At 72.4% G+C, this 14,766-nt stretch carries 13 protein-coding genes; 7 read left to right on the forward strand and 6 right to left on the reverse strand.

Features of this window, described 5'->3' with window-relative positions:
- Positions 1-76: 76 nt before the first annotated feature.
- Positions 77-3,367, forward strand: a complete 3,291-nt coding sequence (locus ACGFML_RS01010) for a sacsin N-terminal ATP-binding-like domain-containing protein (protein ID WP_393538591.1) — start codon at positions 77-79, stop codon at positions 3,365-3,367.
- Positions 3,368-3,431: 64 nt separating this feature from the next.
- On the opposite strand, the gene ACGFML_RS01015 is transcribed toward ACGFML_RS01010, so the two are convergent.
- The 3 genes from ACGFML_RS01015 to ACGFML_RS01025 form a co-directional block, all read right to left on the reverse strand.
- Complete coding sequence (locus ACGFML_RS01015) at positions 3,432-3,614, reverse strand: hypothetical protein (RefSeq protein ID WP_393538593.1); 183 nt, start codon at positions 3,612-3,614, stop codon at positions 3,432-3,434.
- Between the two features lie 42 nt (positions 3,615-3,656).
- A complete protein-coding gene (locus tag ACGFML_RS01020; RefSeq protein WP_393538595.1) occupies positions 3,657-6,107 on the reverse strand; it encodes an HAD-IC family P-type ATPase in 2,451 nt (816 codons plus the stop codon).
- A gap of 104 nt (positions 6,108-6,211) precedes the next feature.
- Positions 6,212-6,487, reverse strand: a complete 276-nt coding sequence (locus ACGFML_RS01025; protein ID WP_393538596.1) for a DUF2530 domain-containing protein — start codon at positions 6,485-6,487, stop codon at positions 6,212-6,214.
- A gap of 248 nt (positions 6,488-6,735) precedes the next feature.
- Between ACGFML_RS01025 and ACGFML_RS01030 the strand changes: the two genes are divergently transcribed.
- Positions 6,736-8,208 (forward strand): NCS2 family permease, encoded by a 1,473-nt coding sequence (locus ACGFML_RS01030; RefSeq protein WP_393538598.1) that lies wholly within the window; start codon positions 6,736-6,738, stop codon positions 8,206-8,208.
- A gap of 16 nt (positions 8,209-8,224) precedes the next feature.
- Here ACGFML_RS01030 and ACGFML_RS01035 read toward each other — a convergent pair whose 3' ends face one another.
- Complete coding sequence (locus tag ACGFML_RS01035; protein ID WP_083109850.1) at positions 8,225-8,413, reverse strand: ribbon-helix-helix protein, CopG family; 189 nt, start codon at positions 8,411-8,413, stop codon at positions 8,225-8,227.
- 149 nt (positions 8,414-8,562) lie between these two features.
- Between ACGFML_RS01035 and ACGFML_RS01040 the strand changes: the two genes are divergently transcribed.
- The 3 genes from ACGFML_RS01040 (at position 8,563) to thpR (ending at position 11,198) form a co-directional block, all read left to right on the forward strand.
- Positions 8,563-9,000 carry a MarR family winged helix-turn-helix transcriptional regulator gene (locus ACGFML_RS01040; RefSeq protein WP_393538600.1) on the forward strand — a complete coding sequence of 146 codons (438 nt, stop codon included), beginning with the start codon at positions 8,563-8,565 and terminating at the stop codon, positions 8,998-9,000.
- 28 nt (positions 9,001-9,028) lie between these two features.
- Entirely contained in the window at positions 9,029-10,543 is a 1,515-nt protein-coding gene (locus ACGFML_RS01045; protein ID WP_393538601.1) for an MFS transporter, read from the forward strand.
- Between the two features lie 82 nt (positions 10,544-10,625).
- Entirely contained in the window at positions 10,626-11,198 is a 573-nt protein-coding gene (thpR, locus tag ACGFML_RS01050; RefSeq protein WP_393538603.1) for an RNA 2',3'-cyclic phosphodiesterase, read from the forward strand.
- A gap of 238 nt (positions 11,199-11,436) precedes the next feature.
- Here the strand turns inward: thpR and ACGFML_RS01055 are convergent, their stop codons facing one another.
- A complete protein-coding gene (locus tag ACGFML_RS01055) occupies positions 11,437-12,435 on the reverse strand; it encodes an aldo/keto reductase (protein WP_393538605.1) in 999 nt (332 codons plus the stop codon).
- Between the two features lie 303 nt (positions 12,436-12,738).
- On the opposite strand from ACGFML_RS01055, the gene ACGFML_RS01060 reads away from it, so the two are divergent.
- Positions 12,739-12,918 (forward strand): hypothetical protein, encoded by a 180-nt coding sequence (locus ACGFML_RS01060; RefSeq protein WP_393538607.1) that lies wholly within the window; start codon positions 12,739-12,741, stop codon positions 12,916-12,918.
- Between the two features lie 51 nt (positions 12,919-12,969).
- Here the strand turns inward: ACGFML_RS01060 and ACGFML_RS01065 are convergent, their stop codons facing one another.
- Positions 12,970-13,656: a GDSL-type esterase/lipase family protein gene (locus ACGFML_RS01065; RefSeq protein WP_393540338.1), complete on the reverse strand. Its 687-nt coding sequence runs from the start codon at positions 13,654-13,656 to the stop codon at positions 12,970-12,972.
- A gap of 98 nt (positions 13,657-13,754) precedes the next feature.
- On the opposite strand from ACGFML_RS01065, the gene ACGFML_RS01070 reads away from it, so the two are divergent.
- Positions 13,755-14,762 carry a hypothetical protein gene (locus ACGFML_RS01070; RefSeq protein ID WP_393538609.1) on the forward strand — a complete coding sequence of 336 codons (1,008 nt, stop codon included), beginning with the start codon at positions 13,755-13,757 and terminating at the stop codon, positions 14,760-14,762.
- Positions 14,763-14,766 lie beyond the last annotated feature (4 nt).

The raw sequence follows: 14,766 nt of genomic DNA on the forward strand, positions 1-14,766 counted from the left end.
AGAAGAGCCACGGCGCGGTACTCGGCAACGTGGGCGGTAACGTCAGGACCAGGACCACCTCAAGGGAGACGGACACGTGGCTGGTAGGTCGTGGGTGCGAGGCGCAGCCGAAGGCACCGACCCGTTCGGAACCGCCCGGCTGCGCCGTGGCGTACTGGACGCCTGGGCCGCGTCGCCCGCCCGGTTCCGGGAGGACGCCAACGCCGAAGAAGATCTCGCGTTGGGCGGCTATCGCGACCGCCTCGTCGTGGAGCTGGCGCAGAACGCGGCGGACGCGGCGGCCCGCGCCGGCGTCCCCGGCCGGCTCCGGCTGACCCTGCATTCGGCCGACGACACCGGCTCGGCCGTTCTCGTCGCGTCCAACACCGGTGCACCGCTCGACGCCACCGGCGTCGAATCGCTGTCCACGCTGCGGGCCTCCGCGAAGCGGGAGGCCAGTGCCGCGGGCGGCGCGGTCGGCCGGTTCGGCGTCGGGTTCGCCGCGGTGCTGTCCGTCAGCGACGAGCCCGCGCTGGTGGGCCGTACCGGCGGCGTCCGCTGGTCGCTCGCCGAGGCCCGCGAGCTGAGCCGGGAAGTGGCCGCGCACAGCCCCGGCCTGGGCGGCGAGCTGCGCCGCCGCGACGGCCACGTACCGCTGCTGCGCCTCCCGCTGCCCGCGGAGGGCGGCGCGCCGGAGGGCTACGACACCGCCGTCGTGCTGCCGTTGCGCGACGGCGCCGCCCAGGACCTCGCCGAACGGCTGCTGGCCGGGATCGACGCGGCGCTGCTGCTGACCCTGCCGGGCCTGGCCGAGGTCGTGATCGAGACCCCCGAGGGCGGACGGGAGCTGAACCGACGTCAGGACGGCGACCACGTCCTGATCGAGGACAGCGAGCGCGGTGCCACCCGGTGGCGGGTGGCCACGGACGGCGGCCCGCTGGAACCGGCGCTGCTCGCCGACCGCCCCATCGAGGAGCGGCTGCGCCCCGTCTGGTCGGTGACCTGGGCGGTTCCGGTCGATGCGGAGGGCGCCCCGGCACGTCCGGCGACCGCCGCGGTGGTGCACGCCCCCACCCCCACGGACGAGCCCCTGGATCTGCCCGCCCTGCTGATCGCGTCGTTCCCCCTGGAGCCCACCCGGCGCCACGTCGCGCCGGGTCCGCTGGCCGACTTCCTGGTGGAACAGGCCGCCGTGACCTACGCCTCGCTGCTCCGCGACTGGCAGCCCGTCTCCGTCGGCACCCTCGACCTGGTGCCCGGCCCCCTGGGCAAGGGCAGCCTGGACGGTGAACTGCGCCGCCGGGTGCTGGACATGCTCCCCCGGGTGCGTTTCCTCCCGAGCGCGGGCACCCCCGCCGGCGCCGAGCCGGAGAGCGCACCCGAGGACGAGTGGGACGAGGACGGGGGCGCCGCGTCGCGCTTCGTGCTGCGGCCGGTGGAGGCCGAGGTCGTGGAGGGCGCGGGCGCGGCCACGGTCGCGGTGCTCGCCGAGCTGTTCCCCAGCCTGCTGCCGGCCGGCCTCGAACGGCGCCCGGAGCTGCGGGCGTTGGGCGTGGCACGGGTGCCGCTCGGTGAGATGGTCGACCGGCTTGCGGGCATCGAGCGGGCCCCCGGCTGGTGGTGGCGCCTCTACGACGCGCTGGCCGGCACGGACCCGGACCGGCTGAGCGGACTGCCGGTGCCACTCGCAGGGTCGGGCGGGCGGGAACCGGGCGCCGCTGCCGGGCAGGGGACGGGCACCGTGCGGACCACGATCGGTCCGCGCCAGGTCCTGTTGCCGCTGCCCGACGGCGGCCCGTACGAGAACGGCGACAGTGAGGCCCGCCACCGCACCCTCGCCCGCCTCGGCCTCAAGGTCGCCCACCCCGACGCCGTCCATCCGCTGCTGGAGAAGCTGGGCGCCACCCCGGCCTCCCCGCGCGCGGTCCTCACCACGCCCCAGGTGCGGGCGGCGGTGCAGAACTCCCTCGACGCCGACGAGGACGCCTACGACGTCTTCGCGGACGAGCTCGGCGGCGGCCTCGGGGCCCCGCTCGGCGCAGAGGAGCTGGCCGAGGCGGTCCTGGCCCTGGTCCGCGACGCCGACCTCTCACCCGGCGACGAGCCCTGGCTGGCCGCCCTCGCCCTTCCCGACGAGGACGGCGAACTGGCCCCGGCCGGCGAGCTCGTCCTTCCCGGCAGCCCCTTCGAGCGCGTCATCCGCGAGGGTGAACTGCCCGCCTGCGACGCCGAGCTGGTCGCCCGCTGGGGCGAACAGCCGCTCACCGCGGTCGGCGTGCTGGCAGCCTTCGCGCTGGTGCGGGCCACCGACGTCGTCCTGGACCCGGACGAACTCGAACCTCGCGACAGCGACTACGCCGAGCCCGACGACCCCGGTCTGCTCGACGCGGTGGACGTCTGGTGCGAGGACATCCTCGACACGCTGCCGGAAACCCCCGTGCCGCCGGTCGTCACGGAACTGGTGGCGGTGCGCGACCTCGACCTCGTCGACGAGGACGCCTGGCCGCAGGTCCTGGCCATGCTCTCCCAGCCGCCGCTGCGCGATGCGCTCACCGCACCGGTACGCGTCCTGCTCCCCGACGGCACCACGGAGTCGGTGCGCCCGTACACCGCCTGGTGGCTGCGTGGTCACCCGGTGCTGGACGGCCGCCGACCGGCCGGCCTCCGTTCGGCCGGCGGTGACCCGCTGCTGGCCGGGCTGTACGAGTCCGCCGACGCCGGCGACGTCGACGCCCAGGTCCTGCGGGCCCTCGGGGTCCGTACCTCCGTCGCCGCCCTCCTGGACGAACCGGGTGGCGCCGCGGAGCTCCTGGCCCGGCTGGCAGACCCCGACGTGACCGTCGGAACCGCTCAACTCCACGTGCTCTACGGTGCGTTGACGGACCTGGACCCGGACGGCGTCACCCTCCCCGACGAGCTGCGGGCCGTCGTCGACGGCGAGCTGCGGGTGGTGGACGCCGGCGACGCGGTCGTCGCGGACGCCCCCGATCTGATGCCCCTCGCCGCCGGCCTTCCCCTGCTGCCGGTCCGCCCGTCCCGCGCCGCCGAACTCGCGGAACTCCTCCAGGTCCGCCGCCTGAGCGAGGCCGTCACCGCCGAGGTCTCCTCGGACGGCACCCGCCACGAGGTCCCGGAGGCGGTACGGGTGCTGCTCGGCCCGGCCACCCCCGCCACGTATCGCGAGCACGGGTCGCTCACCCTGACCGACGGCACCGAACTCGACTGGCGCTGGACGCCGGACGCCACGCTCCACGCGGCCACCCTGGAGGGCGTCGCCGCCGGCCTCTCCTGGGCCACCGCACAGTGGCCCCGCAGGTTCGAGGTCGCGGCGCTGCTGGAGGACCCCGAGCGGGGCGAAGAGCTGGCCGAGGCGCGCTGGTTCGACTGAGGCTCCGACCGGCCGGGCCGTGCCGGAGCGGCTGCCGCGGGGCGGCGGCAGCCGGTGCGGCCGGTCAGTCCGAGCTGAACTTCTTCACCAGGCCCCAGACGATGGCGACCACGCCGACGGCGATGATCAGCCACTCCCACCAGTCGATGACACCGTCGCCGCTCCCGGAGTTGTTGCTGTAGTGATGGTGGTAGTGGTGGCCGCGCGCCAGGATTTCGACACCGAGGTCCCCCGAAATGAGCTTCATGGGGACGGACCCTAGGGGGCGAACGGCAGGCGCGCCAACCCCTCAGGCGGGGAAGCGGCGGCCGACCCAGCGCCAGGTGACCTCCAGGAGCACGGCGGCGACGGCGGCGACGGCGACGGCGGCCCAGGGCATCGCGGTGCCGACCAGGCGCAGGTCGAAGAAGCGCTGGAGCCACGGCGTGACCAGCACGACCAGGAAGCCCAGGGCCATGACCAGGACCAGGGCGACGCGCCACCAGGTGTAGGGGCGGGCGATGATCGCCAGGACCCAGAGGGCGGCGAGGAAGAGGGTCAGGGTGGCGGCGCTGGTCTCGGCGGGGAGGGCGTCGGGGCCGGTGTAGTAACTGCGGGCCAGGAGGTATGTGGCGAACGCGGCGGTGCCGGTGATGAGGCCGGAGGGGATGGCGTAGCGCATCACACGGCGGACGAAGTGCGGGCGGGCGCGTTCCGAGTTGGGGGCCAGGGCGAGGAAGAAGGCCGGGACGCCGATGGTGAGGGTGGACAGCAGCGTGAGGTGGCGCGGGAGGTAGGGATACGGGATCTGCCAGCAGGCGACCAGGATGGCCAGGAGCACCGAGTAGACGGTCTTGGTCAGGAAGAGCGTCGCCACCCGGGTGATGTTGCCGATGACGCGGCGGCCCTCGGCGACGACGGAGGGCAGGGTGGCGAAGCTGTTGTCGAGCAGGACGATCTGGGCCACGGCACGGGTCGCCTCGGACCCGGCGCCCATCGCCACCCCGATGTCCGCGTCCTTGAGGGCGAGGACGTCGTTGACGCCGTCGCCGGTCATCGCGACGTTGTGGCCCCCGGACTGCAGGGCGGTGACCATGTCGCGCTTCTGGCCGGGGGTGACGCGGCCGAAGACCGAGCCGGAATCGAGGGCGGTGGCCATCGCGGCCGGATCGGCGGGCAGTTCGCGGGCGTCCACGGGGGCGTCGGCGCCGGGCAGGCCGAGCGTGGCCGCCACCGCGCCCACCGAGACCGCGTTGTCGCCGGAGATGACCTTGGCCTGGACGCCCTGGTCGGCGAAGTAGCGCAGGGTGTCGGCGGCGTCGGGCCGCAGTCGCTGCTCCAGGACGACGAGGGCGGTGGGGCGGACCTGCCGGGCGACCTCGGGGTCCTCCAGGTCGCGGTCGGTGGCGGCGAGCAGCAGGACGCGCAGGCCCTGGGCGTTGAGGGCGTCGATCTCGGCCAGGTGCCGGTCGCCGGACGGGAGCAGGACATCGGGGGCGCCCAGCAGCCAGGTGGCGGGGGCGCCGTCCGGGGCGGTGAGGACGCCGCCGCTGTATTTGCGGGCGGAGGAGAACGGCAGGAACGCCGCCGTCCGCCAGGCGGTGTCGGTGGCGGGGAAGGCGTCGACGATCGCCTGGAGGGACGCGTTGGGGCGGGGGTCGCCGGCGGCCAGCGCGGCCAGCACCCGGCGGACGTGCGCTTCCTCGGTGCCGGGGAGGGGGCGCAGTTCGCGAACGTCCATACCGCCCTCGGTGAGGGTGCCGGTCTTGTCGAGGCAGACCACGTCGACCCGGGCCAGGCCCTCGATGGCGGGCAGTTCCTGGACCAGGCACTGCTTGCGGCCGAGCCGGATGACGCCGATGGCGAAGGCCACCGACGTCAGCAGGACCAGGCCCTCGGGGATCATCGGGACGATGCCGGCGACCATGCGGCGGATGGCCTCGTCGATCGGCAGCCGGAGGGTCAGCAGATGGCTGAGGATGAGCCCGAGGGCGGTCGGGACCATCATCCAGGTCACGTATTTGAGGATCCGGCTGATGCCGGTGCGCAGTTCGGAGTGGACGAGGGTGAACCGGCTGGCCTCCTCGGCGAGCCGGGCGGCGTAGGCCTCGCGGCCGACCTTGGTGGCGGTGAAGGCGCCGCTGCCCGCGACGACGAAGCTGCCGGACATCACCGGGTCGCCGGGTTTCTTCAGGACCGGGTCGGCCTCGCCGGTCAGCAGCGACTCGTCGATCTCCAGCCCGTCGGCTTCCAGGGCCTCGCCGTCGACGATGATCTTGTCGCCGGAACCGACCTCGATGACGTCGTCGAGCACCACCTCCCCGGTGGGGATCTCCACGGCGGCGCCGTCGCGGCGGACGGTCGGGCGGGCCTCGCCGATGACCGCCAGCCTGTCCAGGGTCTTCTTGGCGCGCAGCTCCTGGACGATGCCGATGCCGGTGTTGGCGACGATGACGAAGCCGAAGAGGCCGTCCTGGATCGGGCCGATCACCAGGATGATCGCGAAGAGGACGCCGATGATGGCGTTGAAGCGGGTGAGGACATTGGCCCGGACGATCTCCGCGGTCGAGCGCGAGGAGCGGACGGGGACGTCGTTGACCTCGCCCCGGGCCACCCGCTCGGCGACCTCGGCGGTGCTCAGGCCGGTGCGGGACGTTTCGGGGGCGGGCCGGCGGACGGGGGCCCGGCCGCCGGCCGATCCGTCACCCGGTCCGGTGCCGTCGTCGGGTCCGCCGGTCTCGGCTGTCGCCCGATGCGTCATGCTCCCGACGGTACGGGGGGAATGTCCGGATCACCTGCCGGAGTTCCGGCGGCGGTCCGGTCGGCCGTTCCGGCGGCGGTTCGAGCGGCGGTTCGCGTGGCGGTTCAGGCGGCGTCGGCCGCGGCCGCCCGCTTGAGGGCGGCGTCCCGCTTGATGGCGGCGTCGCGTTTGCGTACGTACCAGATACCGAGCAGGCCGAGGGCGCCGCCGGCCAGGCAGATCCAGATCAGCCGGGTGTGACCGTGGTCGGCGTACCAGCCGTAGAAGGGGAGCTGGCCGAGGAAGAGCACGAACCAGATGATGGTGCCGCCGGTGATCGTGCCGACGACGGGGCCTTCGAAGGGCGCCGGCGCCTCGCGCAGTTCGGACTTCTTCCACATGCGGACCAGCTTACGGGGACGGCCGAAGGCGGGTGCCGACGGTGTCGCCGCCGCTGTGGGGGCCGCGCGCCGCAAGGGTCTACGCGCGGAGATAGCGATCAACGAATTGTTTATTCATACTGAACCTTTCTGAATCTGACTGGTATGGATCGTTGATTCATCCAATCTGATCCGGTTGATTGTGATTCCGTGTCCCTGGGCCCTGGGCCCTGCGCCTGCTCCAAGGCCCGTCCGACTGAGGTCCCACAATGTCCCCCTCGGCCACCACGCCGGTCGACGCCCTCAAGAACCCGGCTCCGAAGCCGCCCAAGAACGGCTTCGACCGCTTCTTCAAGATCTCCGAGCGGGGGTCGACGGTCGGCCGCGAACTCCGCGGCGGGCTGGCGACGTTCTTCGCGATGGCCTACATCATCGTGCTGAACCCGATCATCCTCGGCGCCGGCGTCGACAAGTTCGGCCACCACCTGGACAACGGCCAGCTGGTCACCGCCACCGCCCTGATGGCCGGGCTGAGCACGGTGCTGATGGGCGTGCTGGGCAACGTCCCGATCGCCATCGCCGCCGGCCTCGGCATCAATGCCGTCGTCTCCCTCCAGCTCGCGCCCAAGATGAGCTGGCCGGACGCGATGGGCATGGTCGTCCTCGCCGGTCTGGTGCTGATGATCCTGGTCGCCTCGGGCCTGCGGCAGCGGGTGATGGACGCGATCCCCAACGGGCTGCGCCGGGCCATCGCCATCGGCATCGGCCTGTTCATCTCGCTGGTCGGCCTGGTCGACGCGGGCTTCGTCACCCGCAACCCGGACGCCGCGCACACCACCGTGCCGATGGGCCTGGGCCAGGGCGGTCAGCTGCAGGGCTGGCCGGTGCTGGTCTTCGTCCTCGGCCTGGTGCTGATGTTCGTGCTGACCGTGCGGAAGACCAAGGGCGCGATCCTCATCGGCATGGTCACGATGGCGGTCGTGGCGATCATCATCAACGCCGTCGCCACCATCCCGGACGCGGCCTGGGGGCTGGCGGTCCCGAACGTCCCCGAGAAGATCATCGACACCCCCGACTTCGGGCTGATCGGCCACATCAGCCTCTTCGGCGGCTTCAAGGAAGTCGGCGTGCTGACCGGCTGCCTGTTCGTCTTCACGGTGCTGCTCTCCGGCTTCTTCGACGCGATGGGCACCATCATCGGCGTCGGCGAGGAGGCCGGGCTGCTGGACAACGAGACCGGCAACCTGCCGAACATGGGCCGGATCCTGATGGTCGACGGCATCGCGGTCGCGGCCGGCGGCGCGGGCTCCGCCTCCGCCAACACCTGCTTCGTGGAGTCCACGGCCGGCGTGGGCGAGGGCGCGCGCACCGGCCTGGCCAACCTGATGACCGGCGGGCTCTTTCTGCTCGCGCTCATCTTCACGCCGCTGGCGACGGTGGTCCCGTCGCAGGCCGCGACGCCCGCTCTGCTCGTCGTCGGCTTCCTGATCCTGGCCGCGAACATCCGGGACATCGACTGGGGCGACTACACCGTCGGCATCCCGGCGTTCCTGACGATGATCTCGATGCCGTTCACGTACAGCATCACCAACGGCATCGGCATCGGCGTGCTGGCGTTCATCCTGCTGCGCACCGCGACCGGCCGGTTCCAGCAGATCCCGTGGCTACTGAACGCGGTCGGGCTCTGCTTCCTCGTCTACTTCCTGCTGCACCCCATCGAGCAGGCGCTGGGCGTCAGGTGACCGACGGCGTACCGCCTCACAGCGGCGGAGCTTCGTAGAACCGCTCCGTCTCGTCGACCGACGTCTGGAAGCGTTCGTCGAAGTCATCGCGGATGAGCGTCCGGACCACGTAGTCCTGGACGCTCATTCCGCGTTTTGCGGCGTGCTGCCGAATGCGCTCCAGCAGCTCCCCGTCCACGCGCAGGCTGAGCACTCTCGATCCCATAAGGACACCGTCCCGGTACCGACCGCTCAGGTGGGTCGATTTCGGCTGCGTCCTCACCCATATGGGTGAGCGCGGGGATGCCGGGGGCGCGCCCTGGGCAGGGGCCCGCGAGCTTTACTTAGAAAAGGTAATGAGTTATGCTAACGACCATGCCGGAACTGTCCAGCGGCGACGACGTAGCCGCCGTGAACGCTCTGCGGTCCGCAGTGATGCGTCTGTCCCGCCGCCTCAAGCATCAGCGGGTCGACGAATCGCTGAGCCCCACCGAGATGTCGGTGCTCGGCACCCTCGCCCGGTGCGGCCACGCCACGCCTGGCGAGCTGGCCCGCAAGGAGCATGTGCAGCCGCCGTCGATGACCCGCATCGTGGCCATGCTGGAGGCCAAGGGGCTGGTCCGGCTGGAGCCGCACCCCGACGACCGTCGCCAGAAGGTCGTCACGCAGACGGAGCAGGCCGAGGCGATGCTCGAAGAGAGCCGCCGCAAGCGCAATGCCTGGCTCGCAGAGCTGGCCTCCGGGCTGGACGATGACGAGTGGGCGAAGGTACGGGCCGCAGCTCCCGTGCTGGAGAAACTCGCACAGCTGTAGAACCCGAGGCCGAGGAGGCGAACCCACTTTGAGTACGGGATCCGGAGCACACTCCGCCCCCGCACCGAACTCCGACCACGACACGGTTTCCGACGACGCGACCGCGACTGCACCGGGCACCGCCCCGGGTGTCGCCGCCGGCCCCGCCGCCACACCGCGCAAGGGCACGTTCAGTTCGCTGAGGATCCGCAACTACCGCCTCTTCGCCACCGGCCAGGTGGTGTCCAACACCGGCACCTGGATGCAGCGCATCGCCCAGGACTGGCTGGTGCTCAGCCTGACCGGCTCGTCGGCCGCCGTCGGCATCACCACCGCGCTGCAGTTCCTGCCGATGCTGCTCTTCGGCCTGTACGGCGGCGTGCTCGCCGACCGCTTCGCCAAGCGGAAGCTGCTGCTGCTCACGCAGTCCGCGATGGGACTGACCGGCCTGGCCCTCGCCGTGCTCACACTCAGCGGGCAGGTGCAGGTCTGGCACGTCTACCTCGTCGCCTTCCTCCTCGGCCTGGTCACCGTCATCGACAACCCCTCCCGGCAGGCATTCGTCTCCGAGATGGTCGGCCAGGAGGATCTGCGCAACGCCGTCAGCCTCAACTCCGCCAACTTCCAGTCCGCCCGGCTGATCGGCCCGGCCGTCGCGGGCGTGCTGATCACTGCCCTCGGCAGCGGCTGGGCCTTCCTGTTCAACGGCCTGTCCTTCGCCGCGCCGGTCATCGGCCTGCTGATGATGCGTACGTCCGAGCTGCACAAGGTCACGCCCGTCGCCCGCGGCAAGGGCCAGCTGCGGGAGGGCCTGCGCTATGTGTCCGGGCGCCCCGAGCTGGTCTGGCCGATCGTGCTCGTCGGCTTCATCGGCACCTTCGGCTTCAACTTCCCGATCTGGCTGACCGCCTTCGTCTACCACGTCTACCACGCGGGCGCGGGCACGTATGCCCTGTTCAACGGCCTGATGGCGGCCGGCTCGCTGATCGGCGCGCTGCTCGCGGCCCGGCGCATCGGCTCCCGGCTGCGGCTGCTGGTCGGCGCGGCGCTGATCTTCGGCACCCTGGAGGTCGCGGCCGCGCTCGCCCCGTCGTTCTGGATCTTCGCGGCGCTGCTCGCCCCCATCGGCATGGTCGGCCTGACGATCAACGTCACGGCCAACTCCAGCGTGCAGATGGCCACCGACCCGCTGATGCGCGGCCGGGTGATGAGTCTGTTCATGATGGTGTTCATGGGCGGCACACCGCTCGGGGCCCCGCTGGTGGGCTGGGTCACGGACACCTTCGGCGCCCGGATCGGCTTCGTCGCGGGCGGTGTCGTCTCCGCCGGGGCCGCGGCCGCCATCGGGCTGATCCTCGCCCGGGTCGGCGGACTGCGGCTGAAGATAGACCTGCGGCGCGGACGGCAGCATGTGGCGTTCGTGGCGCGAGGAGTGCCGGGCGAGGGCGCCGAGGCCGCACCCGGGATGGGCGGCGCCGCGAAGCCCGCCGGCCGCGCCGACTCCACGGGGGCCGACGGGGACGCCGAAGACCCCGAGGCGCAGCGGATCGCCATGCGGGTATGAGACGTCACGGTGCGTGGCGCCGGGCCGGCCGGTCGGGCCGAAACGTCGCCGTCCGCCCGTCCGCCGGGCGAGACTGGACGGCATGAGACTCTTTGCCGCCGTGCTGCCGCCCGGCCCCGTGGTCACCGAACTCACCGGTGCGGTGGCGCGGTTGACGGCCCTGCCGGGCGCGGACCGGCTGCGCTGGACCGGCCGGGACGGCTGGCACTTCACGCTGGCGTTCTACGGGGAGGTGGCGGACGAGGTGCTGCCCGAGCTGGCGGAGCGGCTGGCGCGGGCGGCGCGCCGGCACGCACCGTACGAGCTGCGGATCGCCGGCGGCGGCCGGTTCGACGACCGGGTGGTCTGGGCGGGCGCCGAGGGTGAGCTGGCCGTCATGCGGAAGCTGGCCGACTCGGTGGAGGCGGCCGGCCGCCGCGCCGGTGTGACCCGGGACGGTCACCGCACGTACCGCCCCTACCACCCGCATCTCACGCTCGCCCGGAACCGCAGCGACCAGGATCTCGCCCCGTTCACGGAGGCGATGGACGGTTTCGAGGGCACGCCCTGGACCGTCCGGGAGCTCACGCTGATGCACAGCCGCCCGCCCGTGCCGGGCATCGCGGGCCGGCAGCCGCACTACGAGAAGCTGTCCTCCTGGCCCCTGGGCCACTGAGCAGCCCGGGCCACCGAAGAGTCCGGATCGAGTCCGGTTACGCTCATCGGGTGGATCCCAAAACCCGTAACCGGATCATGTCCGGACTTCTTGGTGTGCTGCTCGTCGTGGTGATCGTGGCGGCCGCCATGCGATGAGGGCCGTCGCGCCATCCCTGGACGAGAGTCCGGTGACACCCGGCAGCCGGTCCCGTCCGGCCGCCGGGCGGCTCGCTACCGGGTGCCCCCGCGGCCTCCGCTCACCAGGCGAAGGCCTCCGGGGACGGCCCGGGGCCCGGGAAGATCTCGTCGAGGGACGCCAGCAGCTCCTCCGGCAGTGTCAGCTCGACGGCGCGCAGCGCGGAGGCGAGCTGTTCGGTGGTGCGCGGGCCGACGATCGGGCCCGTCACCGCGGGGCGGGTGAGCAGCCACGCCAGCGCGACCTCGCCGGGCCGCATGCCGTGCTTGTCGGCCAGGTCCTCGTACGCCTGGACCTGCGCGCGGATCGGGGAGTCGGCCAGTGCGTCGGCGGAGCGCCCGGAGTTCGTCCGGGCCGTGCCGCCCTCCCGTTCCTTGCGGAGGGCGCCGCCGAGCAGCCCGGCGTGCAGCGGCGACCAGGGGATGACTCCGAGGCCGTATCCCTCGGCGGCCGGGATGACCTCCATCTCGGCGCGCCGCTCGGCGAGGTTGTACAGGCACTGCTCGCTGACCAGGCCCAGCGAACCGCGGCGGGCGGCCGTCTCGTTGGCGCGGGCGATGTCCCAGCCGGCGTGGTTGGAGGAGCCGGCGTAGAGGATCTTGCCCTGCTGGACGAGGATGTCGATGGCCTGCCAGATCTCTTCCCAGGGCGTGTTCCGGTCGACGTGGTGGAACTGGTAGAGGTCGATGTAGTCGGTGCCCAGGCGCTTGAGGCTGGCGTCGACCGCGCGCCGGATGTTGAGCGCGGAGAGCTTGTGGAAGTTGGGCCAGACCGGGCCGTCCCCGGTCCCCATGTTCCCGTAGACCTTGGTGGCCAGCACGGTCCTCTCGCGGCGGCCGCCGCCCTTGGCGAACCAGGAGCCGACGATTTCCTCCGTGCGGCCCTTGTTCGCGCCCCAGCCGTAGACGTTGGCGGTGTCGATGAGGTTGACGCCCGCTTCGAGAGCGGCGTCCATGATCGCGTGACTGTCGGCCTCGTCCGTCTGAGGGCCGAAGTTCATGGTGCCGAGGACCAGTCGGCTGACCTCGAGTCCGGTGCGTCCGAGCTGTGTGTACTTCATGGTCGCCCAGCCAACGCCTTGGAGTGCACTTGATTCAAGCAGGCGTTCCGTCGGCCCCGCTGCCGGGCCGTCAGGGCGAGCGCCTGGGGTCCGGTTCCCGGCCCCGCCAGGGCGAGCACCCGGGCCTGCACGGCCGGCGGGACGGCCCGGGCCCGTCCCGCCGACCGGAACGACAACAGCGGTGCCAGGGCGGCGTGTTGAGTCGGACGCAGGGACCGACGACCACGAAGCCGTCGGTCTGCAGGGCGAAGGCGCACAGGGTCAGGGTGAGGAGCCAAATTCCTCGCGGACCGCGCCGAGTTCGTGGCCGGCGCCCTGGAGGCCCGCGGTCTGTCGCCCGCTGCGGCCCGGGTGCACGCCACCTTCCTCAACAGCGCCTACGCGGGCCTCCGGACCGACTTCCTGGTGACGGGCGACCGCGAGCGCACGGAGGCCGCGCTGGCGGAGCTGTGTGCGCTGGCCGACTCCTGGGCGGGCGCGTAGCCGCGTAGCCGCGGCGCGGCAGGGTGGCGGGTCGTGGCCGGGCGGGGAGGTTCAGGCCGCCCGCCGGTCGGGGGCGTACGGCTCCCCGACCCCCCAGCCCTGGTGCATCGCATCGGCGAACGCCCCCGCCAGCAGATGCTCCCCCAGGGCCGAGGGGTGCGTCCCGTCATAGGTGGCGCTGTCGATTTCCCAGTCGGCCGGCTCGGAGGCCAGCAGCAACGGCGAGCCGGGCAGGGAGAGATCGGCGACGGCCTTCGCGAGCAGTTCGTTGAACCGCTCGCGCTCCGCGGCGAACGCGGCGTCCGTCGCGGCCCGCACATTGCGTATCACGGGCATCAGCACCACCCGGATGTGCGGCGCCGCCGCCCGCGCCCCAGCCACGAAGCGCCGCACGTTCTCCGCGGTCTGCTCGGCGTTCGTATAGAACCCGAGGTCTATCAGCCCGAGGGAGACGAGCAGCGTGTCGGCCTCGTGCCGGCGCACCGCGTCCTCGATCAGCGGTGCCATGTGCAGCCAGCCCTCGCCCCAGCCGGCGAGATGCCCGCGCGCCTCCTCGGGAAAGTCCGGGTCCGCGTAGGCGAGGGAGGTGGCGGCGTCCTGGAGGGTGTCGTGCAGCGTGCGGCGCGGTCCGACGATGCGGTAGGGGCCGCCGAAGCTCGCGTCCAGGTGCTGCCAGAGGCGATAGCGCCAGGTGAAATCGCCGACGGTGCCGATGGTCATCGAGTCACCGACGCACATGATCCTCATCCGACAATCATGGCCGAGAAGCCTTACTCCTCGGTACGTGACGCCGGCCACGCCCCACCTCCGACGGGCCGGGATGGCACTCTGTCCCCATGCGTTCGCTTCTGTGCGCGGCCGGTGCCGCGGGGATCCTGGCGGTGGCGGCGGTCGCGCCGGCCGCCGCCGCCGAAACCGACGGTTTCACCATCGGCGACTCCCGGATCACCGAGTCCAGCGGTCTGGCCGCCAGCCGCGCGCACCCCGGCATCTACTGGACCCACAACGACAGCGACGACGGCCCGTACGTCTACGCCGTCGACGGGAAGTCCGGCCGTACGGTCGCCCGGATCACGCTGCGCGGCATCGGCTCGCCGCGCGACGTCGAGGCGATCTCGGTCGGCCCGGACGGGAACGTCTACGTCGGTGACATCGGCGACAACCTCGGCGGCACCTGGAGCCACGTCTGGATCTACCGCTTCCCCGAGCCGAAGCGGCTGCGCGACGCCACCGTCACCGCCGCCCAGTTCACCGTGAAGTACGCGGACGGGCCGCGCGACGCCGAGGCGCTGATGGTGCATCCCCGGACCGGCCGGGTCTATATCGCCAGCAAGAAGCAGGACGGCGGCGGCGCGCTCTACGCGGGCCCGCAGCGACTGTCGACCACCGGTACCAACACCTTCCGCAAGGTGGCGCCGATCGATCTGTGGGTGACCGACGGGGCGTTCTCCCCGGACGGTTCGCGGCTGGCGCTGCGCAGCTATTTCGGGGCCCGGATGTACCGCTGGCAGGACGGGCGGCCGAAGGACATCGGCAGCGTGGGCGTGCCGATCCAGCAGCAGGGGGAGTCGGTGACGTTCACCCGCGACGGGCGGACGCTGCTCTACGGGTCGGAGGGCGGCGACAGCGAGGTCGAGCCGGTCGGGCTGAGCGGCCGGCAGCTGCCGGAGTCGGCCAAGGGGGAAGGGCCGGTGGAGGGGGACACGGGGGACGGCCGGGCCGACGGGCAGGGCGGTTCGGGGAAGCCCGGCGCAGACGGGCCCGGCTTCGTGAAGGGGGCGCTGGTGCTCGCGCTGGCCACGGTGGTGGTGGTCGGGGTGCGGCGGATGCTGCGCAAGCGGTAGCCCC

This window comes from Streptomyces sp. NPDC048650 (assembly GCF_043199095.1).
In the GTDB taxonomy this organism is placed as follows: Bacteria; Actinomycetota; Actinomycetes; order Streptomycetales; family Streptomycetaceae; genus Streptomyces.